At 67.0% G+C, this 21,173-nt stretch carries 20 protein-coding genes; 5 read left to right on the top strand and 15 right to left on the bottom strand.

Annotated features, from left to right (window positions below; all coding sequences use genetic code 11):
* The first annotated feature begins 103 nt into the window (after positions 1-103).
* Entirely contained in the window at positions 104-1,291 is a 1,188-nt protein-coding gene (locus tag C566_RS21105; RefSeq protein ID WP_018773905.1) for a sigma-70 family RNA polymerase sigma factor, read from the top strand.
* Here C566_RS21105 and C566_RS0108500 read toward each other — a convergent pair.
* The 8 genes from C566_RS0108500 to C566_RS0108465 all read right to left on the bottom strand — a co-directional run bounded on the left by C566_RS0108500 (position 1,194) and on the right by C566_RS0108465 (position 8,986).
* Complete coding sequence (locus C566_RS0108500) at positions 1,194-2,555, bottom strand: MFS transporter (RefSeq protein ID WP_018773904.1); 1,362 nt, start codon at positions 2,553-2,555, stop codon at positions 1,194-1,196. The two genes, C566_RS21105 and C566_RS0108500, sit on opposite strands and share 98 nt — an antisense overlap.
* An 85-nt stretch (positions 2,556-2,640) precedes the next feature.
* Entirely contained in the window at positions 2,641-3,450 is an 810-nt protein-coding gene (locus tag C566_RS0108495; protein ID WP_018773903.1) for an alpha/beta fold hydrolase, read from the bottom strand.
* Positions 3,451-3,485: 35 nt separating this feature from the next.
* Positions 3,486-4,142 carry a hypothetical protein gene (locus C566_RS0108490; RefSeq protein WP_018773902.1) on the bottom strand — a complete coding sequence of 219 codons (657 nt, stop codon included), beginning with the start codon at positions 4,140-4,142 and terminating at the stop codon, positions 3,486-3,488.
* A gap of 111 nt (positions 4,143-4,253) precedes the next feature.
* On the bottom strand, positions 4,254-4,856 hold the full coding sequence (locus C566_RS0108485) for a class I SAM-dependent methyltransferase (RefSeq protein WP_018773901.1): 603 nt from the start codon (positions 4,854-4,856) through the stop codon (positions 4,254-4,256).
* Between the two features lie 84 nt (positions 4,857-4,940).
* Positions 4,941-5,708, bottom strand: a complete 768-nt coding sequence (locus C566_RS0108480; RefSeq protein WP_018773900.1) for an amino acid ABC transporter ATP-binding protein — start codon at positions 5,706-5,708, stop codon at positions 4,941-4,943.
* Positions 5,705-6,724 carry an amino acid ABC transporter permease gene (locus tag C566_RS21100; protein ID WP_018773899.1) on the bottom strand — a complete coding sequence of 340 codons (1,020 nt, stop codon included), beginning with the start codon at positions 6,722-6,724 and terminating at the stop codon, positions 5,705-5,707. Before C566_RS21100 ends, C566_RS0108480 begins: the two co-directional genes overlap by 4 nt.
* Before the next feature lie 6 nt (positions 6,725-6,730).
* Positions 6,731-7,633, bottom strand: coding sequence for an ABC transporter substrate-binding protein (locus tag C566_RS0108470; protein WP_018773898.1), 903 nt, complete (start codon positions 7,631-7,633; stop codon positions 6,731-6,733).
* A gap of 78 nt (positions 7,634-7,711) precedes the next feature.
* A complete protein-coding gene (locus C566_RS0108465; protein WP_018773897.1) occupies positions 7,712-8,986 on the bottom strand; it encodes an alpha-hydroxy acid oxidase in 1,275 nt (424 codons plus the stop codon).
* A gap of 107 nt (positions 8,987-9,093) precedes the next feature.
* On the opposite strand from C566_RS0108465, the gene C566_RS0108460 reads away from it, so the two are divergent.
* A complete protein-coding gene (locus C566_RS0108460; RefSeq protein WP_018773896.1) occupies positions 9,094-10,749 on the top strand; it encodes a PucR family transcriptional regulator in 1,656 nt (551 codons plus the stop codon).
* A 102-nt stretch (positions 10,750-10,851) separates the two neighbouring features.
* Here the strand turns inward: C566_RS0108460 and C566_RS21095 are convergent, their stop codons facing one another.
* From C566_RS21095 to C566_RS0108445, 3 genes are all read right to left on the bottom strand, one after another.
* Complete coding sequence (locus C566_RS21095; RefSeq protein WP_018773895.1) at positions 10,852-12,246, bottom strand: diacylglycerol/lipid kinase family protein; 1,395 nt, start codon at positions 12,244-12,246, stop codon at positions 10,852-10,854.
* 69 nt (positions 12,247-12,315) lie between these two features.
* Positions 12,316-12,651: a cupin domain-containing protein gene (locus tag C566_RS0108450; protein ID WP_026266518.1), complete on the bottom strand. Its 336-nt coding sequence runs from the start codon at positions 12,649-12,651 to the stop codon at positions 12,316-12,318.
* A gap of 127 nt (positions 12,652-12,778) precedes the next feature.
* Positions 12,779-13,096 carry an acylphosphatase gene (locus tag C566_RS0108445; RefSeq protein WP_043436330.1) on the bottom strand — a complete coding sequence of 106 codons (318 nt, stop codon included), beginning with the start codon at positions 13,094-13,096 and terminating at the stop codon, positions 12,779-12,781.
* Positions 13,097-13,341: 245 nt separating this feature from the next.
* Between C566_RS0108445 and C566_RS21090 the strand changes: the two genes are divergently transcribed.
* Entirely contained in the window at positions 13,342-13,617 is a 276-nt protein-coding gene (locus tag C566_RS21090; RefSeq protein ID WP_018773892.1) for a YegP family protein, read from the top strand.
* A 35-nt stretch (positions 13,618-13,652) separates the two neighbouring features.
* On the opposite strand, the gene C566_RS21085 is transcribed toward C566_RS21090, so the two are convergent.
* On the bottom strand, positions 13,653-14,576 hold the full coding sequence (locus C566_RS21085) for a hypothetical protein (protein WP_231386290.1): 924 nt from the start codon (positions 14,574-14,576) through the stop codon (positions 13,653-13,655).
* Positions 14,577-14,591: 15 nt separating this feature from the next.
* Positions 14,592-15,347: a hypothetical protein gene (locus tag C566_RS0108430; RefSeq protein WP_026266516.1), complete on the bottom strand. Its 756-nt coding sequence runs from the start codon at positions 15,345-15,347 to the stop codon at positions 14,592-14,594.
* Between the two features lie 264 nt (positions 15,348-15,611).
* On the opposite strand from C566_RS0108430, the gene C566_RS0108425 reads away from it, so the two are divergent.
* The gene (locus C566_RS0108425) at positions 15,612-16,859 is read left to right on the top strand and encodes a mechanosensitive ion channel family protein (protein ID WP_018773889.1); all 1,248 of its coding nucleotides are present in this window, start codon (positions 15,612-15,614) and stop codon (positions 16,857-16,859) included.
* 121 nt (positions 16,860-16,980) lie between these two features.
* The gene (locus tag C566_RS0108420) at positions 16,981-18,864 is read left to right on the top strand and encodes an alpha-glucosidase (protein ID WP_018773888.1); all 1,884 of its coding nucleotides are present in this window, start codon (positions 16,981-16,983) and stop codon (positions 18,862-18,864) included.
* Between the two features lie 304 nt (positions 18,865-19,168).
* Here the strand turns inward: C566_RS0108420 and C566_RS0108415 are convergent, their stop codons facing one another.
* Together C566_RS0108415 and C566_RS0108410 are read right to left on the bottom strand one after the other, a co-directional pair.
* Positions 19,169-19,966 carry an alpha/beta fold hydrolase gene (locus C566_RS0108415; protein WP_018773887.1) on the bottom strand — a complete coding sequence of 266 codons (798 nt, stop codon included), beginning with the start codon at positions 19,964-19,966 and terminating at the stop codon, positions 19,169-19,171.
* Between the two features lie 157 nt (positions 19,967-20,123).
* Complete coding sequence (locus C566_RS0108410) at positions 20,124-21,038, bottom strand: pullulanase X25 domain-containing protein (RefSeq protein WP_018773886.1); 915 nt, start codon at positions 21,036-21,038, stop codon at positions 20,124-20,126.
* Between the last annotated feature and the right edge of the window lie 135 nt (positions 21,039-21,173).

Here is a 21,173-nt window from a genome sequence, read left to right as displayed (position 1 = left end):
GCGCTGATTACCCCCGTTTGCGGCGCCCGCCCCAGCCCCGAATATTGTCACACCGGCCACGTAGTCTGCCTTCACGAGCATGAACCGTCCGGCAGGGGATGACATGGCTGACCCAATCCACGAGGCAATCGGCAGGGCACCTTCCCTGCCCGCGGCAGGTGCTTGGGTCCCCGAAGCGTCCGATCCAAAGGACCCTGGCGCGCCGGAACAACTGCCAGCCCGCGGCGGTGTCACCGACGACGCCGTCGCTGACTACCTGCGCCGGCTGGGCCAATACGATTTGCTCACCGCCGAGCAGGAAATAGAACTGGCGCAAGAAATCGAGGCGGGGCTTTTCGCGGAACGGCTTTTGGCGGATGGCACATCGCGGCCCGGCCAGGACATACAGGAGCTTCGGACCATCGTCGCGTTGGGCAAGCGTGCCGCCGACGCGCTGCTCCACGCCAACCTCCGGCTCGTAGTGTCGATCGCCAAGCACTACACCCACCGGGGCCTCGACTTTCAGGACCTCATCCAGGAAGGAAACCTGGGACTGCTCAAAGCAGTCTGCAGGTTCGACTTCACCATGGGTTTCAGATTCTCCACCCACGCCACCTTGTTCATCCGCGGCGGCATCCTCAGGGCGCTGGCTGAACAGGCACGCCTCATCCGGCTGCCGGGGAACGTCGTCAACCAGCTGCAGAAGATGCGGTTAGCGCAACGGACGGCCGCCATCACAGGGACCGTCTGCAGCAAAGAAGATCTCAGCCAACTGACCGGAATTCCGATCGGGAAGGTTGAGTGTCTGCTTTCCGTGGACCAGCCGGTCTGTTCCTTGGACTCGTGGGTGCCCGACGGCAAGGGCGGGACTGAAGCCCTGGCCGAACAGCTGTTGGATTCCTCCGACCTCGACGCAACCGATGCGCTCTTCCATCAACAGATGAAGGCGCAGGTACATGCCGTACTCGGCACGCTCGAGGTCCGGGAAGCCCAGATCATCGCGATGCGCTTCGGTATCACGGGCGGCGGAGCGAAGACCTTAGCCGCGGTAGCGGAAACCTACGGCATGACCCGAGAACGCATCCGCCAGATCGAGGTCGTTGCGATGGAGAAGCTCAAACACCGGTCCCGGTCCGACGCCCTGCGGCAGTATCAGTTCGACTGTCAGGGCATATCCGGCGGGGAGCCTTCGTTGGCGCCCGCAGCGCCGGACCTCAGGCCGGCCGCTCCCGCCATCGCAGCGACACCGCAAACACCACCGCACCCAGCCCCAGCATCACGAAGACCATCAGCCCCCAGTTCGCTTGGGTGACCCCACTGCCGTAGAAGATGCCGATCAGCACGGTCGCCGTGATCGCGCCCAGATAGCGGCAGGTCTGGAAGATCCCGGCGGCCACCCCGCGCTCCTCCGGCCGGGTGGACACGTACATGCCCTGGCTCGAGGCAATGGCGACCACGCAGTACGGCACACCCAGCAGGGCGGTCAGCGCGAGCACCAGCGGGACGGCCAGGGACACCGTCAGCAGCCACATCGCCGCCGACGCGACGAGGAGCAGCACGACGCCGGCGATCAGCACCCGCCGCACGCCGAAGCGGTCGATCGCGCGGACCGCGAACGGCGTCCCGACCACGGAGATCGCGGCGAGCGGCAGCATCAACAGGCCCACGACGCCGGGATTGTAGCCGCCGGCGGTTTGCAGCAGCTGCGGCAGCCCGAAGAACGCGAAGTAGTAGACGCCGTTGAACAGCGCGAAGCCCAGGTAGACCAGCAGCAGCGGCCGGTTGCGGCCCAGCAGCCGCAGGTCCAGGAACGGCGGGCTGAACCGCAGCTCCCGCCACGCGAACAGCGCCGCGAGGACCAGCCCGCCGCCCAGCAGCCACCACCGGTATTCGGGCAGCACATTCAGCATCGCCATCATCACCAGCACCAAGGCACCGATGAAGGCCCCAATCCCGGGCAGGTCCGAGTCCCGCACCAGCTCCGACACGCTGCCGCGTTCCCGGGCACCGTCGGCCGGGGCAAAGCGCCGGACCACGAGGATCGCCAGCAGCGAGAGCGGGACGTTGATCAGGAACAGCGCCTGCCATCCCACCAGGCTCACCAGCAGGCCGCCCACCACAGGCCCGACGGCGGCCGCCGAGGTGTTCGCCATCTGGATCCGGCCCAGCGGCCGGGTCGACTTCACGTTCGCCTCCCGTGCCAGCGCGGCGACCATGACGACGGCGCTCGGGTACGCCGTCGCGGTGCCGAGGGCCATGAAGGCGCGCGCCACGCAGAGCAGCGCGAAGTTCGGCGCGAAGGGCGCGAGCGCACAGGTCACTGCCACCAGCGCCATGCCCAGCAGGAAGAGCCGCCGCGGGCCGAAGCGGTCCGCGAGCCGGCCCATCAGCGGCTGGCCGGCCGCGGAGGTGAGGTAGAACGCCGTGATCACCCAGGTGACCGTGGCGACGTCGAGCCCGAAGTCCTCGCGCAGCACCACCAGGGCGACGGCGATCATCGAGGAGTTCAACGGGTTCAGCGACGTGCCGAGGCTGAGTCCGGCCACGGCCAGGCCTGCACGGGGAGAGTTGCTCACGGCAACAGTCTGTCCTACGACGCCAGCCGAAATCGAACCCGACGTCACGTGCCGCCGTCGTCGTTCTGGCGTCAGCCCTCCCTGCCTAGACGTTGTTCGCTGCGCTGGCCGCCGATGTGATGAAGGAAGTGACCAGGCTGAGGACTGGGCCGGCGGGAACCAATGTCTGGCCGTGGTTGCGGCCGGGCAGTGCCTGGAATTGGGCCCGAGGCATGAGTTGGGCCGCCCGTTCCGAGTCGGCATGCCGGAGCGGGTCTTCGGTGCCGGCGAGCAGCAGGGTTGGCGTGTCCATTGTCCGGAGGACTGCCTCCGGGATCCCGGGTTCGTCCTCACTCTGCCGGAAGTAGGCGCCCAGGGCCGCGGGGTCGTTGGCCAGCAGCGCGGCGGACGTCTGCGGGTCCAGGTCACGGCCCGTGGCGATACTCCATTGGCGCAGAAATTCCGGCATGCCGCCCCGGGCCAGGGCCCGGTCATATCCGGGGAAGAAGATCGATTCGATTTGCCCGGCCGGGGAGCGGTACGTGCCGCCCGCCGCCGTAAATGTCTTGACACGTTCGGGACTGCTGGCCAGCAGCGAGAACCCGACTCTCGCGCCGGCAGAATACCCCACGTAGTGGGCTGCCTGCGTGCCGGCCGCGTCCAGGACTGCCACCACGTCCCCGACGAGCAGGTCCATGCTGTAGGAGTCTTCGTGCTGCGGTTTGTCGCTGCGGCCGTGCCCTCGCAGATCCAGAGTCACCACGTGAAAGCGCTCCTGCAGGGCCTTCGTGTAGCCCAGTCCCCGCCAAATGGCACGGGACAGCCCTGAGCCGTGCACCAGAACGATAGTGGGGCCGGCGCCCTGTTCCTGAAAGGAAATTCGGACGCCATCCACGGCGTTGAAGGCATCACCCATAACGTACTGCTCCTCTCGGAGACCTCTTCGGTCGATTAGCTCGGGCGGAAGTCCTGCCGGATGAGGGTCTTGCCGTTCGGCAAGGGATACTCGTAGCGGCCCAAGGCTGCGAATCCGCCGGCTGCCAGCGCTGAGTCCAGCGTCTCGGGGTCGACGTCCGATGACACTGTGGCGAGAGCATCGAACGACGCCGCATATTCCGTCGAGCTGACGAATCCTGCCGTGTCGTTGCGCTGGATCACGCACGACAGAACGCCGATGGCACCGGCATTCGCGGCCGCGAAGGCAGCGAACTCTTCGGCGCCAACGTACTCGATGATGAGGTTGGCGATGAGGAGGTCGACGCGCTCGATCGCCAGAGTGCGGTCGATGCTCGACTCAATCAGATGGAGACGTTCCCCGAGGCCGTCACGATACCGGGCCTCGCAGGCTGCGAGATAGTCGGCGTTGATGTCGTACCCGTACACGGCGTCCGTGGTGGCCGGATTGATGAGGTCAAGTCCGTTGCCTCCAGCAACTCCCAGCACCCCGATGGCACGGGACGGAAACGCCGCGAGCTGCGCCCCGGTGATGTCGTAGAGCCGTTGAAGCTGCCCGACCCGCGCATCGCTCATGTGCTGCTCGTACACATCGAGGTCGATCCCACGCCACGGATGCGCGGGCGTGCCCTGGCGCCCATCGGACGCGGTCACTGTTCCGGACCAGACCGGCGCGGCCGACGCATCGGCCAGCTCACTCCCCCGAGCTCGATGTGATGGATGCTTTTCATGCCCCAAGCCTTCCACACTGGCCGGGCTCAGGCGTCAGGGTTTCCGGGCGATGACGTCGAAAATGTGCCAGTGCTTGGGACCGCGGAAGGATTGGCCATCGGCGTCGTAGACCTCGAACGTGAGGATATCCAGTCCCTCGAACAAGGCCCTGGCCTCCGCGTCGGTGTGGAAATTCCATTCGGGAATGGTGGCCCAGGAGTCCCGCTCGCCGAACAGATTCACGGCAATCACACCGGAAGGGCCCAGCGCCCCCAGCAGCACCCGCCAAACGCGGACGAAGTTTTCCGGGTGAACGAAGGGCAGCGAATAGCTGGCCAGGATGAGCCCCGCCTCCGGGAGCGGCGGAAGGTCCTCGAACGGGCGCAGCTCGACGTCCAGCTGCTCGGCGAGCGCCGCGGGCACTGTTGCGAGCAGCTGGTCCCGGGTGTCCGGCTGTGAATCGACGGCGAGGACCCGCCAGCCGCCGTCGAGCAGTGCCAGTGTTTCCTTGCCCGCGCCGCAGCCCAGATCGATGGCGCGGCGGCCGTTCCCCGGGCCGGCGAAGGCCATGGCGTCGAGGCACAGCGTGCGCACCCCTCGGGTTGCCTGGGCGGCGTTGTAGTCCGCCCAGATCTTGCTGTCCTCGAGTCCCTCCACGGATTCAGTGTTGCACCGGCGCGGCGGTGAAGCCACCGCCGCCGGAGAGGCCACGGCCCACCGCCGCGCGGTCAGCCCGCGATGTCACAGCACCTTGGAAAGGAACGCCTTGGTCCGGTCGTGCTGCGGATCGTTCAGGATCTGGCGGGGAGCCCCGGCCTCCACCACCACGCCGTCGTCCATGAAGACCAGGGTGTCGGCCACCTCGCGGGCGAACCCCATCTCGTGGGTCACCACAATCATGGTCATGCCGCTCTTGGCCAGTCCCTTCATGACATCGAGGACCTCGCCCACCAGCTCCGGGTCCAGGGCACTGGTCGGTTCGTCGAAGAGCATCAGCTTGGGGTCCATGGCCAAAGCACGGGCGATGGCCACGCGCTGCTGTTGGCCGCCCGAAAGGTGCGCCGGGTAGGCGTCGCCCTTGTCCCCCAGCCCCACGCGCTCCAGCAGTTCCATGGCCCTTGCCGTGGCAGCTGCCTTGGAAATCTTCTTCACCCGCATGGGCGCAAGAATGATGTTCTCCACCGCGGTCAAGTGCGGGAACAGGTTGAACCGCTGGAAGACCATTCCGATTTCCTGGCGCTGGAAAGCGGCTTCCTTGAGCTTGAGTTCGTAGAGCTTCTCGCCTTTTTGACGGTAGCCCACCAACTGTCCGTCGACCGAAAGCCGGCCGCCGTCAACCACTTCCAAGTGGTTGATACAGCGCAGGAACGTCGACTTGCCCGAACCACTGGGCCCCACGATGCAGAGGACCTCCCCGGGGTCTACCTCCAGGCTGATCCCACGCAGGACCCTGTTGGATCCGAAATTCTTGGAAACCTTCTCCGCAAGAACCATTGGCACGCCCGTCATCCCTTACCTCCAAAATCTGTGCCGAGCGGTGTACCCGGCGCCCCAGGTCCGGCCGTCGGCGCCGGTTCGGGCGCGATGGGCGCCTTGTCTGTCTTGGCTCGCCCGGTTCCGCGGGAGAACCGCTTTTCTATGAAGTGCTGCCCGACCATCAGGACGGAGGTGAAGAGCAGGTACCAGAGCGAAGCCACAATCAGCAGCGGAACCGGGGTGAACGTCACGGCCGAAATGCCCCGGGACACCCCGTACAGGTCAATGCTCAACGGGATCGCGGCCACCAGCGAGGTGGTCTTGAGCATTGAAATCACTTCGTTGCCGGTCGGCGGAATGATGATCTTCATGGCCTGCGGAACCACGACATACCGCATGGTCTGGCCCCAGGACATGGCCAGCGCGGTGGAAGCCTCCGCCTGGCCCTCGTCCACGGACAACAGGCCGGCACGCACGATTTCCGACATGTAGGCGGCCTCGTTCAAGGCCAGCCCGATCACGGCGGTGATGAACAGGTTTGTGAAGATCTCATTCGGGACGGTGACCCACGGGGTCGTGAACGGAATCCCCAGCGTGAACACCGGGTAGATCAGGGCCACGATGCCCCAGAACACCAACTGCACATAGACAGGGGTTCCGCGGAAGATCCAGATGTACAGCCAGGCAACGCTCTTGAGCACCGGATTTGGTGAGAGCCGCATGATGGCCAGCAGCAGGCCGATGACGATCGCGCCAATCATCGAGTAGATGGTCAGCCACAACGTTACCCACGCGGCCTGGCTGATCCGGCGATCAAAAATGTACTTGCCCACATCCGGCCAGCCATAGTCCGGGCGCTGGGCGGCGTCCAGGACAAAGACCGCCAACCCGAGCAGGAGAACCACAGCAATCACGATCCGCCACGGGTGCCGCAGCGGGATCGCCACGATCGCCTCCGCCGGCGAGTTGTCCGTGCCCTGTCCGCTCCGGTCCCGAAGCTTCCTGTCAGGTTCCGACTCAATCATCCTGTCGGATTCCGGCTCGCTCATTTGCTATCACCCTTTGGCTGCCACGTTGAGAGTTGCTGTCTTGACGCCACCGGATTCGACGCCCCACTTGGACAGGATCTTGTTGTACGTGCCGTCGTCGATCAGAGCCTGCAACGCCTTCTGCAGGACCGGGGTAAATTCGCTCCCCTTGGCCACGGGCATCCCATACGGCGCCACCTCAAAGGCGTCGCCGGCGGTCTGCAGCTTGTCCTTGGTCTTGGAGATCGCATACAGAGTCACGGGCGAATCGGCGCTCATCGCATCGACCTGTCCCACCACGAGGGCGTTGGTTGCCTGGTCCTGCGCGTCGTACTTGAAAATGGTGATGGCCGGCTTGCCTGCATCCGTGCACGCCTTCGACTTTGCCGGCACCTCATGCGTGTCCTCATACGTGGTGGCCTGGACCGCGACCTTAAGCCCGCACGCGTTGTTCGGGTCCACATTCTTTCCCTTGGGGGAAGCCCACTGGATGCCGGCCGAGTAGTAATTCACGAAATCCACCTGCTTTTCGCGTTCCAGCGTGTCGGAGAACGACGACATTCCCATGTCATCCTTCCCTGCTTTCACGGCCGGCAGAATGTTATCGAAGGTGCCGATGTCGAAGTTGACCTTCAACCCCATAACCTTGCCCAGGGCATTGGTGAGGTCCACAGACCAGCCTGCCGGTTCGCCATTATCGTCCTTGAACTCGTTGGGCGGGTAGTTGTTGGCCATGCCGACGTTGAGCACGCCGGCGCTCTTCATTTTCTCCGGGAGCGCGGCGGCAATGGAGTCATTCTTTTGCACGTCGATGGCGTCAGCGGTACCGGATGCCGAGCCGGTGGCGGCGGGTTCGCTGTTGTTGACACAGCCCGAGAGCGAGAGCGCCGTGGCTATGGTCAGAACGGGAAGAAGGTATCGGGTGCGCATGGTTTCCTTAGCTGTTCAGGGATTCTCTAGGCTCCCGCAACGCTGCGGGAGGGCACTGCGTGACTGCTTATTCAGAACTCATGAATTCGTGCTTTCCGACGCTCTCGTCTCAAGAAGGTCTCCGGAATGACGAATGTCCCGAAGAATTTCCCCGCCCCGGGCTTTCAACTCGGAAATGCTGGAGACGCCCACTAACGTCATCGTACGCCGCAGTTCATCCCCGAAGATGTCAATAATGCGTCCGACGCCCGGTGAGCCGGCCGCCACCAATCCGTACAGGTAGGCCCGGCCGATCGAACAGGCATCCGCTCCCAGCGCCAGCGCCTTGAGGATGTCGCTCCCCCGGCGGATGCCGGAGTCCACGTAGATCTCGATCGAACCGCCCACCCGTTGCCGCGATTCCTGGAGGACGTCCATGGGGCTCAGCATGTGGTCGAGCTGGCGGCCGCCATGGTTACTCAACTGGACGGCGTCCAGGCCAATTCGTGAGGCCTTCGCGACGTCGGCCGGGTTGACGCAACCCTTGAGCACGATTTTGCCCTGCCAGGCCTGCCGCAGGGCCTCAAGTTCCTTCCAGCCGCTGCTGGCATCCGAGTGACCCAGGATGTGCTGCCACATGGTCGGGGTCACCACGGAGGAGGCGGCGGGGCTCTGCGGATCCAGGTTCGGGAAGCTGATGCCGTCCGCGCGAAGGAAGTTGATCCACCAGGAAGGGCGCCGGGCGATGTCCGCGATGGTTGACAGCGTGAGCGCGGGCGGGGCGGTGAATCCGTTGTGGAGGTCCCGTTCCCTGGAACCCAGTGCCCGCGTGTCGACGCCGACAATCAAAGTGTTGAATCCGGCCGCCCTGCAGCGGGCCAGTTTGTTCTTCATCGCCTGGGCGTCGGCGGTGAGGCCAAAGTTGAACCAGCGGTCAAGGGACGGGTGGTGCGCTGCGATGGTTTCCATGGGCACGGTACTCAGCCCGGCCAGCCCATAGGGGATGCGGGCCCGGTCGGCGGCGGCCGCGACGGCCAGCTCGCCCTCGGGATGGAACAGCCGGGTCGCCCCGGTGGGGGTCAAGGTCAGCGGCAGGGCGCTTTCTTTTCCGAGCAGGGTCGTGGTCGTATCGGGTCCGGACACTGGGCCCCAGCTGGGCATGAGGGCCCAGGCATCGAAGACGGCCCGGTTGCGGCGGAGCGTCACCTCGTCTTCGGAACCGCCGTCGAGATAGTCGAAAATCCCGGCCGGCAGGACCTTGCGTGCCGCTTTCCGGAATTCCTCGACGTTGTAGGCGCCCGCCAGCACACGCCGTTGGCGGGACAGGACGGGGGCCTTCACCTGGACGAGTTGCCTGGCTTCGCTGATTTTCAATGACGGCCTTCCGTTGAACTGTCCTGCGTTATGGTTCAGCGTAGGAAATGAAGCTCTGCATCACCATGGAGTTATCGACAAATTGAGGGGCCAATCATTAGTAGCGAATGCCAAACCGCATCGTCGGTGTCCCGGTGACGACACCGGAGGTGGAGACGCACGCGCTGCCGACGCTGGCCGACGTCGCCCGCTCGGCAGGCTCGGAAATCCTCAGCCTCGTGGAAATGCCGTCCGATGACCGGCAGATTGTCGCCGGCTCTGTTCTCTACGACTCGACGGCGCGGCCGGCCAAGTTCCCGGGTGCCGTGGCCCTGGCCATTGGTTTGTCCCTTTCCGGGAAGCGTCTGGGCGCCAAAGTGCGGGAGCTCAGCGACGCCGGGTACGTGGCGATCGTGTACAAATCCAACGGCACCTCGGACGAAGTCCTGCGGGCAGCCGCCCGGGACAACGGGATGGCGCTTTTCCGGGCCTCCGACTCGGTGCCCTGGAACCAGCTCGCGGAGATCATGGACGCCGCAGTGGTCCCGCACCGGCAGTCGGGGCGGACCCTGGTGGACATCCGGCCCGGGGACCTGTTCGACCTCGCCAACACGGTGGCGGCCCAGGCCGGCGGTGCCATCGCGATCGCCGATCCCGAGCAGACGATCCTGGCGTATTCGACCCTCCCGGACCAGCCCATAGACGAGACGCGCAGGAGTTCCATCCTGAGCCTGCAGGTGCCGCATTCCGTGGAAACGGACAACGATTACCGCCGGGTCCACGCCGCCACCGATGCGCTGGATGTGGCCACACAGGATCCCTCGCTCCGGCGCACCGCCATCGCAATCCGGGCCGGCGACTCCGTTCTGGGCTCGCTCTGGCTCCTTGAACTGGCGGACCACCACAACGAGGACGCCAACCGGATCCTGCGCGAAGCCGCCAACGTGGCCGCGCTCCACATCCTGCACAAACGCACCACATACGTCTCGAACCTGACCCGCCAGATCGATCTGGTCCAGCCGCTGCTGTTCGATCCCAAACGCGCCGAACTGGCGGCCATCAGGCTCGGGATCTCGGCGCCGTCGATCCGGGTTGCGGCCCTGGGCGTCTGGCCGTCCGAGGCCATCGCGGCCGAAACGCTGCAGTCCCGCCTACGGCTCTTCGACACCATCCGGACCGCCTGCGCCATCCGACTGCCCTCGGCCGTCTGCGGGTTCTCGGACAACATCGTGTACATCGTCCTGCCGCAAACCACCGAAACTTCACGCCAATTCCAGCGCACTGCGATTCTGAAAATTGTGCAGAATGCGCGCCAGCTGCTCGCACGCCCGGTCCTGGCCGCGCTCGGCGCCGCGGCGACGATCGACCGGCTCGAGGACTCGAGGGTCAACGCGGAACTAGTCCTGTCCGAACTTGTGCGCAACGTCGCGGAAGGGCGCATCGCCGCCGATTCCGATGACATCGTGGCCGACGACGACTCCCTCGGCTCGCGTCTGCTGCTGCGCCAGTTCGTCTCGGCGCTGACGGCCGCCGGCCAACTGCCCGGGGTGCACGCGCTCAGTATCGCGGCGTACGACGAACAGCAGAAGAAATCCTTCGAGGAGACCATCTACGCCTACCTCAGCTGCGGCGGAAACGCGATCGACGCCGCCAAGTCCTTGGATGTGCACGTCAACACGGTCCGGTACCGTTTGTCCCGAGTGGAGCCGCTCTTCGGCATTGACCTCGACGACGCCGAAACGCGCCTGCTCGTGTGGCTGCAGTTATGGGCACGGCACAACTAGTCGCCGTCGTTCACGGTTCAGGCCAGATCTGCCGCGACTACGATCCTCCCGCTCGCGGGCGGAGGAACGGCGACGATCCCCCGCCCGCGGGCGGAGGAACGGCTACGATCCCCCGCCCGCGGGCGGAGGAACGGCGGACGACGGCGTCGAGGGTTCAGGCGGCGCCGGCGGCGCGGACACGTGCCGGCCCCACGCCAGCTCGCGGAGCCGGACCAGGTCCAGCGCCGGCTGGGCCGGCGGGACGCCCGGCCGCTTCCGCGGAACCAGGACCCGCAGCGCGCGGGGTTCGATGGTGCACCGTACTGGGGTGGTCATGATCAGGGCCTCGCCGTCCACTCCGACGGGGATCTCGGGCACGTCGGCGCCGACAACCACTTCCGCCGCGGTGCGCTGGATCAGGCCGTGTTTCGTCGCCCGGCGCAGCAGGCCCACAGCTTCCCGCGTGCTGGCGGCAGAGATCGTCACCGCACCTAGCACGCCGCGGTCCAGCCTGGTCCGGCGGCCCAAACCCACGACGTCGTTGCTTCCGTAGGGCCCGTTGCTCACCAGCACCGCCTGCGGGCCTTCCACCGTGATGCCGTCCATCTGGGCGCGCAGGCGCGCTCCCTTGTCGCCCCTGATCAGGTCCGGGAGCATCTCCAGCACGGTCCCGGTCTTGTCGTCGCGGTACTCCGGGCTTTGCACCACCTCGGCGTAGACGCCGAAGGATGCGTTGTTCACAAAGGTACGGCCGTTGATCTTGCCGAGGTCAACATGGAGCTCCGTCCCGTCGCGGAGGGCATCCAGGCAGCCCGTGGGGTCCTCCCGGTCCAGTCCGAGATCCAGGGCGAAGTGGTTGCGGGTACCGGCGCTGATCACCAGGAACGGAAGGTTGTGCTCTGCCGCGATGCCGGCCACCAGCGCCTGGGTACCGTCGCCACCGGCGACGCCGAGCAGGTCGGCCCCGCGCTCCACGGCCTGCCGGGCGAGCGCGTCGACGTCCACCTGGCCGGGGCCCTCAAGAAGTGCCACCTCGGCGCCGAGTTCCTCTGCTTTCCGCTGGAGATCGAACTTCACTACTTTGCCCCCGCCGGAACGGGGGTTCATCACCAGGAAGGCATGGCGCCAGGTGGGCGCGGGATGCTCGGCCATGGCCTTGCCCTCGCCCCTTTCCCGGAGGGCGGCGCGGGCACACACCAACGCAACAAACCCCAGCGCCAGGGTGAGGATGACCTCCCACAACAGGCCGGCCTGAATGAACAGGACCAGGACCACCAGCGGGGCGAGCACCGCCAGCCCCAGCGCACACCAGCGCATCACACCGCGGCTGATGAGGAACCAGTAGATCCCGGCCACGGTCACCACGAGGCCGCCGGCACCGGTCAGGAGCAGCGCAATGGTGCCCGCCAAACCCGCAGCCACCAGCGGGACGAGCGCCGCACAGACGACCGCGGCGTAGGCCGCCCTGGCCCACCAACGCCGGGTTTGCGGGACCTCGTCGAAAGGGATGACAGTCATGTCCTGCTCCTTGCGGTAATCCGGCCCCTACAGTCGCTTCGACCGGTCTCCCCGCCTGCGGCTGGGCCGTCAGGTCTTGATTTTCGCCACGGTCATGAGGATCGCAGAGTCTTCCTCGGCCTCAAGGCTGTGCAGCCCCTCGGGCACGATCAGCAGGTCGCCGGTCTTGCCCTGCCAGGATTCGTTGCCGGCCCGCAGGCGCACACAGCCGCGGAGCACAAACACGGTCGCCTCGCCGGGGTTCTGGTGCTCACTCAGCTGCGTCCCGGCCCTGAACGCCATCACGGTCTGGCGCAGAACCTTCTCGTGACCGCCGAACACCGTGTCCGCTGCCCGTCCGCTCCCTGCCGCGAGGGCAGCCGCGATCTGCTGCCTGGCCAGGGCATCGATCGATATTTTCTGCATGGCCACACGGTACTCGCCTCAGGCCGCGCTGCCGAGGGTCCTTCGCCCCGGGCGAGCGCGGACGGGCCAGGACCCGGGCCCTTTGCCCGGCCGGGCCAGGCCGTCGGGCCGCCGGAAAGCTTCAGCCCTAGTACGCCACGTCGAATCCGCCGAACTCCCCCGTCGCGGCCGAGACCGACTCTTCGACGTCTTCCACCCGGCCGGGCGCCTCCGGCGAGCGCAGCCAGCGCCGCAACTCCAGCACCACGGACTGCGGCCCCTCGGCCACAATGCCCACGGAGCCGTCGGTGTTGTTCCGGACCGTGCCGCTGAGCCCCAGCTCCTCAGCCTTCCGGACCGTCCAGTACCGGAAGCCGACCGCCTGGACCACACCGGACACCCGCGCGTTCAGCCGCACGGGCTCGCCGGAATCCGCTGGAAACTGCACAGGATGTTTGCCAGCCATGCTCCCAATGTAGCGCCCATCCGGGCGCCCGGTTTCGTCACGCCCGGTTTCGTCGTACAGGCTGTGGCACTGGCGGCCCAGTCTCATCCGCCAGACACTAAGGGACCTTTGCCTCTTTCCCGGGGCCGCCGTCCGCGAAAGGCTGGCTTCCGGCACTGGAGCGATTTGTCGAAGACCCGGCAACAGCACAAAGAAGTGCTCTTACCCTCCACCGGCGGTCACCACCGCCAGACAAGGACAAGACAATGGCTGGACAGTTCGAAATCTTCACCGACGCGGAATCCAATGTACGGTTCCGGCTTCTCGCCGCCGACGGGACCGTGTTGGCGATTTCCACAGCCTTCGACGACAAACGCCAGGCGGCAAACGGCATCATGGCCGTGCGCGAGTGCGCCGGCACCGGGCTGATCCGTGAGGCCAGCAGCAACCCGTGGACCGGGCAGCGAGGCAGCAGGAATGCCTCTCCGACACCTGCAGTCCGTGAACACCGCCACCGCCACCGGCACCTGCCTGCTGTCTAACCCAGCGACGTCTAACCCAGCGACGTCTAACCCAGCTACTTCGCCGGTTCCGTCACGGCGCCAGTCCCCGTGCCTGTGGCCGCGCCGTTGCCCGCCGGACGCAGCGACGTGATCATCTTCCGGACATCCTGGTACTCCGCCGTGCTGGCGTAGAGCTTCGCCTTCTCCAGGTACGGCAGCCCGGGGTCCCCCGGCGTCGTGTTTTTCGTGGGGTCGTACGCCTGGCCGAACAGCGCGCCGCTGGGCGGCCAGAGGAAGAGCTGGAACATCGGACACGACGTGGGTCCGGTCTCCTCCGGCATCATGGTGATGCCGTACGACGCGTAAGTGGGCGGCGAGGCCTCCGCCGCACTGAAGTCACCCCGGGCCTCGAAGACGTAGCGCGGCGGGCTCTGGTCCGCCGCACCGGGTTCGGCGAGCGCCTGCATCGGCTGGGAGTCGATGAGCAGGTAGGGCTGTTGATCGCCGCATTCGGCGCCCGTGACAATGTTCGTGCGGAGCGCGGCCATCTGCTTCCCGGCGGCGTTCACAACGTCCACAAACTCACCGCCAAGCGGCGCCTCCCCCGCCGGGTCCCTGATCGCCCAGGCGGCCGGGTAGTCGAAACTCAGCGTCCCGTCCGACGTCGTGAATGTCTTCCAGCCGGACGACGACGGCGGGGCCGCCGACGTCGTCGGGGTTGCCGCCGCGGTGGTCCCCGAAGCCGTTCCCGATGCTGTGTCCGTGGCTGACCCCGACGGCGTGGTCCCCTGTGTTCCCTGCGAAGAGTCTCCCGACTGGGTGTTTCCCGACTGGGTGCCTCCGGCGGGCGGGCCTGCGGACGTTGCCTCACCCGCGGCGCCGGAGGTGGCAGGGGGCGCCGTGGGTGACCCGCAGCCGGCCAGCAGCAGGGCCGCGAGCACCAGCGCTGAAACAACCGGAGCCGGAACCGTAACCAGTGTGAGCCGTCGCCTCGCCATGAGCCCGGGCCGGCCCTACTGCCCCGCCGGGCGCAGGGAGGTGATCATCTTCCTGATGTCCTGGTATTCGGAGGTCTCCAGGTAGGCCTCCGGGGTGTCGACAAATGGCTCGTTGCCCGGGGTGGTGTCGAAGGGGTTGTAGACGCCGCCGAACGACGCTCCGCTGGGCGGCCAGGTGAAGAACTGGAAAATCGGGCAGGCATCGGGCCCGGACGGCTTGGGCGCGGAACTGATGCCGTAGGCCATGACGTTGGCTTTCGTGGGGTCCTTCTCGGCCGGATACAGCCGCAACTCAAAGATGAAGTGCGGTGTGACGCCCTGCTGGGCCAACGCCGGAACTTCCACCAGATCGAGCACCGAGTAGGGGATCCGTTGCGTGCATTCCGCGCCCGGGGCCACATTGGTCTTCAAGGTCGCCAGCGACTTGCCGCCCGCATTGAGGACCTCCAGGAACACGCCGCCGGCCGCGGCCTCGGCACCGCGGTCCTTGACGGTCCATTCGGCGGGGTAATCGAACTCGAGCTTCCCGTCCGGGGTCTTGAAGATCTTCCAGTCCGCCGCCGTCGGCACCGGCGTGCCCGGCGCCGACGGCGGCTCGGTCGGCGGGGCATCGACGGCGCCGCTGCTGGCTGGCGCGGACGTCAGCGGCGGCACGGTGGGCATCGACGGCGACGTCGGTCCCGGGCCCGCGGGCGCACCGCAGGCGCCGAGCAGCACCGCAACCAAGAAGCCGGCCGATGCTGCCGTGCCAAACGCCGCGAGTCGACGCATGTCACCCTCCCCCTGGGATTCAAGTGGTTCGACCATTGTGGAGCGTTCGTCAGCAAAATCAAGAGGCAAAAGTCCCGGAGTGGCGGGCGAACCCTGTCTAGGCCCGCGGCCGGACTGCGCTGGGCCGCGGCCGGACCGCGCGGACCGCACCGGAGACCTGCCGGAACCTGCCGGGCCCCGCCGGCTCCGGCAGCGGCGTGAGGAGACCCACGTTGACATCCGGGCGATTTCAGTTGCCCGTGGAAGCTTGCTAGAGCTTAAGTAATGCAAGAGTTCCTCACCCAAGCAATGCCGTTCCTGGCCATGGCCCTCGCCGTGGTTGCCGGCCTCGTCCTGTCCTGGCTGGTGCGCAAGATTGTGCTCCGGCTCAACCGCAGCAAGCCCGAACTGCGCGAGACCTCCCGCGTGGCCCGGTTGCCGTTGCGCTTGTCGCTGTGCCTGATCGCCGTCCGGATCGCGCTGGCCACCAGCGGCGGGGGTCTCGAATGGCGCCACGGCCTGGACCATTTGCTGCTGATTGCGCTCATCGGATCGCTGGCCTGGCTGGCCGTCGCCATGCTGCTCATCATCGAGGCAATGGTGCTGACCCGGTACCGGGTGGATGTGGCGGACAACCGCCGCGCCCGGAGGCTGCGCACGCAGGTGATCCTGGCCCGGCGGATCGGCGTCGCACTGATCGTGGTGGTGGCCCTGGGCAGCATGATGCTGACTTTCCCCGCGATCCAGGCGCTCGGCGCCGGGCTTCTTGCGTCCGCGGGCGTGATCTCTATTGTCGCGGGCCTCGCCGCGCAGACCTCGCTGGTCAACGTCTTCGCCGGCATCCAACTCGCCTTCACGGACGCGATCCGGGTGGACGACGTGGTGGTGGTCCAGAAGGAATGGGGCCGGATCGAGGAGATCACCCTGACGTACGTGGTGGTCCACATCTGGGATGACCGCCGGCTGATCCTGCCCTCGACGTACTTCACCACCACCCCGTTCGAGAACTGGACCCGGCGGCAGTCCGAGGTCATGGGCACCGTGGAGTTCGACCTCGACTGGCGCGCTCCCGTCGAGGCGATGCGCGGCGAGCTGAAGAAGGTCCTGGCCGAGACGCCGTTGTGGGACCAGCGCGTGGGGATCCTGCAGATCACGGACGCCACCGCCGGATTTGTCCGCGTGCGCATCCTGGTCAGCGCGGCGGACAGCGCTTCCCTGTTCGACCTCCGCTGCCTGATCCGCGAGGAACTGGTGCTGTTCCTGCAGCAGGACCACCCGACGGCGCTCCCCCACGTCCGCCTCGAGTCACTGCCATCGGCGCTGGCGGCGTCCTCTTCCGGGAACGCGTCCGACGCCGTCACGGGGTCCAAGCGCCCCGGCAAGGCTGCTGCCGAGCACCCCCGGCACCCGGACCCGCACGACTCCCAGCTGTTCACCGGGTCCATCGAGGCGATCCAGCGTTCCAAGGCCTTCTCAGGTCCCGGCGAGGATGTCTTCGAGGACCGGGACAACGCCATCGCCTCGCAGAACTAGACGGGGCCGGGCGGCTGCGGCCGGACAGGTCTTCCCAGCCCCCGGCAACTGGTCAATAATCAGACGTTGGCGGTCAGCAACGCGCTGCCCCATTGTCTGCCGGACCAGCTGAGGAGTCCCCATGACGGTCGAAGAAGCCCCCGCGGAAACACCCAAGGCGACTGCGGGCGGCTGGTTCCAGCGCGCCGTCGTCTATCAGATTTATCCGCGCAGCTTTGCCGACTCCAACGGCGATGGCATCGGCGACCTCCGCGGCATCATCGGCAGGCTGGACTACCTCCAGCGGCTGGGGGTCGACGTCGTCTGGCTCTCCCCGATCTACACCTCCCCGCAGGACGACAACGGCTATGACATCAGCGACTACCGGAACGTGGACCCGCTCTTCGGCACCCTCGAGGAGCTCCGGGAACTGACCGACGGGCTGCACGCGCGCGGCATGAAGCTGGTGATGGACCTGGTGGTCAACCACACCTCGGACGAACACCCCTGGTTCGTGGAATCCCGGTCCTCGAAGGAGAACCCGAAGCGCGACTGGTACTGGTGGCGGCCGCCGCGGGACGTCGACGCCGGAGCCTCCCCACGGCGCACGGCGGCGGAGCCGACCAACTGGGGATCGGCGTTCTCCGGGCCCGCGTGGGAGTTCGACCAGGCCACCGGGGAGTACTACCTCCACATCTTTTCGAAGAAGCAGCCGGACCTGAACTGGGAGAATCCCGAGGTCCGGGCGGCGGTCTACGAGATGATGAACTGGTGGCTGGACCGGGGCGTGGACGGGTTCCGGATGGACGTCATCAACTTCATCTCCAAGGACACCTCGCTCCCGGACGGGCCGGTGGCCGACGGCAAGCTCTTCGGCGACGGCTCCCCGTTCTACATCGACGGCCCCCGCATGCACGAGTTCCTGCAGGAGATGCACCGGGAAGTCTTCGCGAACCGCACCGGCGAGCTGCTCACCGTCGGGGAAATGCCCGGCGTGACCGTGGCGGACGCCATCCTGTACACCGACCCCGCCCGGGCCGAGGTGGACATGGTGTTCCAGTTCGAGCACGTGGCACTGGACCAGGAGGAGGGCGACAAGTGGCGGCCCAGGAAGCTCCTGCTCACCGAGCTGAAGCAGACCCTGGGCCGCTGGCAGGACGGCCTGGCCGAGACCGGCTGGAACAGCCTGTACTGGGGCAACCACGACCAGGCCCGCGCCGTGTCCCGCTTCGGCGACGACAGCCCCCGATACCGCGAGCTCTCGGCCAAAATGCTGGCCGGCATCCTGCACCTGCACCGCGGCACGCCCTACGTCTACCAGGGCGAAGAACTGGGCATGACCAACATGACGTTCGGCGCAATCAGCGATTACCGCGACATCGAGGTCCTCAACCACCACCGCGAAGCCACCACACACCTGGGCCACACCGACGCCGAGGTCCTCGCCGCCCTCGCGCCGCTGAACCGGGACAACGCCCGGACCCCGGTCCAGTGGGACGCCTCCCGGCATGCCGGCTTCACCACCGGGGCGCCGTGGATCGCGGTGAACCCGAATGCCAACCACATCAACGCCGCCGCCCAGGTGGATGATCCGGATTCGGTCTACAGCTTCTACCGCCAGGTGATAGCGCTGCGGCATGCGGAGCCGGTGGTCTCGCATGGGAATTTCACCATGCTGCTGCCGGATGACCCGAACGTCTACGCGTTCACCCGGGCGCTGGCCGGGTCCGGTTCGGCCGTTCCTTCCGGCAGTCCCTCAGACAGTCAGCCAGCCGGCGCCGGGATTCCGGAGCTGCTGGTGCTGGGCAACTTCTCCGGCGAGGAGCGCGACGCGGACCTCGGGGACCAGGCCTGGGCTGACGCGGAGCTGGTGGAGCTGGTCTTGGGCAACTATCCGTCCGACCCCTCCGACGGCGGCTCTGCCGCGGGTTCCGCCGTGGGTGCGGCGCGCGACGGCCTTGCCGCGGGCGCGGTGCGCCTGCGGCCCTGGGAACTGCGGATGTTGCGCCGGCGCCGCGGCGCCTGATCGAGGATCCTGAACGCCAGCCCAAGAAAGGAAGCCACGCATGACTATTCCCCCACTCCCCGGACCCGATCCGTTTCCGCCGGAACCGGGCCCCACGACGCCGCCGCCCGAGCCCGGAGACCCGTTCCCGCCGGAACCCGGTCCGGTCACGCCGCCGCCGGTTCCGGGACCCGAGCCGGTACCCGGCCCCGCGCCCACGCCGTCACCGGAACCGGGGCCGTTCCCGACGCCGCCCGGTCCCCTCCCGATTCCGGATCCCGGCCCGGTGCCGCCGCGGCCGGACCCGACCCGGTTCTAGCAGACGTCACCGCGCGGCAAGACCGTGCAGGAACCGGCGAACTTCGGCGTTGAAGGCAGCCGGCGTTTCGACGGCCGCCATGTGCCCGACGTCGGGAATCATCACCAGCGTCGAGCCCGGGATCCGCCGGTTCATCTCGCGGGCCACGCTCGGCGTCGAGCGGACGTCGTCCGTGCCGTACAGCAGCAGGGTGGGCACCGCGATGGTGGGCAAGACGTCGCGGTAGTCGGCGTGGGCGTTCGCGTTCAGCAGGGCCCGCATGCCGCCCGGATGGAAGTCGGCCATGATGGCGCTGGTTTCCTGCACCGCCGCCGGATCGGCATGCTCCGTGAACAAGGTGGGCAGCCACGCGGGGATGAATTGCTCTGCCGGCTGCTCCAGTTCGGCGAGGACCTGGGCGTAGCGTCGCTCGACTTCCTTGGGCGGCAGGGATCCGGCCCAACCGGCGTACGCGGAGACCAGCAGCAGCGAGGCGGGCACTGACGGGTGTGCCCGGTAGAGCTCGAGTGCAATGCCGGAGCCCATGGACAGCCCGAGGAGGTGCGGCCTGCCGGGCACCGCCTCCCGCAGAAATCCTGCCAGGGCGTCGCCCAGGTCCTTTCCGGTGAAGTCCGGCGGCGGATCGTCCGAGCCGCCGCACCCCGGTGCATCCCAGGCGAAAACCGTGAAGTCAGCCGACAGGTCCTCGAGCTGCCGCCGCCAGATGCGGCTGTCCTCGTAGGCGCCGTGCAGCAGGACCAGCGGCGGACCCTGGCCCGCACGCCGGTACCGGATGCGCAGGCCCGCAACCTCGACGGTCTCCATGAGGCAATGCTAGGTCGGGCCGCCGTCGCTGGGCAGGTTCAGACGGGGCAGGTTCAGGATGCGAAAAACCGCCCGCGACGCGCAAATGACCCTGCGACCCCCGAATTCGGGTGTCGCAGGGTCATTTGCGCGTCGGCAGGTCGGTTGCGCGTCGGTGCTACGGCAGGACGATGTCCCGGGTGCGGTGATCGTACTGGATAACCAGGAGTCCGCCGCCGTGGTGGACTTCGTGGTTAGGTCCGTCGAAGACGCCAAACGCGCCGTAGTTTTCGTCCCAGGAGCGGTTCAACGCGATCTTGAAGGAGTAGAAGCCGGCAGGAATGTCCGCGGCGATCTTCCAGAGCTGATCCACCTGGTCCAGTTCCATCTGGACTTCGTCGTACTGCGGCGCCCAGTTGGCGGGCGCGCCCAGCAGAATGCTGAAGTCGCCGGCAACCGCGACGGCGTCCGGCTGGTCGATCGTGTCGACGCTGACAGCAGAGGCCGCAGCCGCCGGGGCTTCTGCCGGCGCTGCTGCAGGCTGCGCGGCCTTCGCTGCGGGCTTGCGCTTGCGCACCGCCTTGGCCACGGGGGCCACGGCCTCCTCGATGAGCTTGGCGGCCTTGCCGGCAACCTTAGATGTTTTCGACGGGGCTTCCTCGGCCGTGACGGCCGGCGTTGCTGCTGTCTTTGCTGCCTTCTCCGGCTTCGCGGGCTTTGCCACGGGAGCAGTCGGCAGCGGCGTGCCCGCCGGAACGGGAGTGCCGGCGTCGAGCGCTGTAGCGAAAACGGCAGGCTCGGCGAAAGCCACCGTGGCGCGCTGGCCGTCGTCGGTAATGGACCAGCCGGAGCGGCCCTTAACCAGCCAGCCTGCCTTGACCAGCTTGGCCGTGGCGGTGGTCAGCGTCTTGTGGCCGCGGGGAATGCCGCCGCTGAGCAGTTCGCGTTCGTGGTCGTTGAGGGGCACCCGTGCGATTGCCTGGCCCAGGACGGCTCCGGCGTTCAACTTCTCGCCCGTCCATACCTCCTCTGCCAGGACATCCAGCACGGCCTTGAGCCGAAGGTTGGTGTTTTCCGCGGTGTTCGCGCCCATGGGTCTCCTTTAGAAGCAATTGATCCACCTGCATTTTGCCAAGGAAATGTTAGTTTTTGCGAGCGGATCCGGTTAACTCTGTGTGTCGTGACCCACTATGACAGGGCTGGGTGGGGGGCGCGAGGGACCAACTCG

Origin of the sequence: Arthrobacter sp. 131MFCol6.1 (genome assembly GCF_000374925.1) — a bacterium.
Classification (GTDB): Bacteria; Actinomycetota; Actinomycetes; order Actinomycetales; family Micrococcaceae; genus Arthrobacter.
Note: the sequence above shows the minus strand (reverse complement) of the source record. Positions and strands in the feature narration are given on the sequence as shown.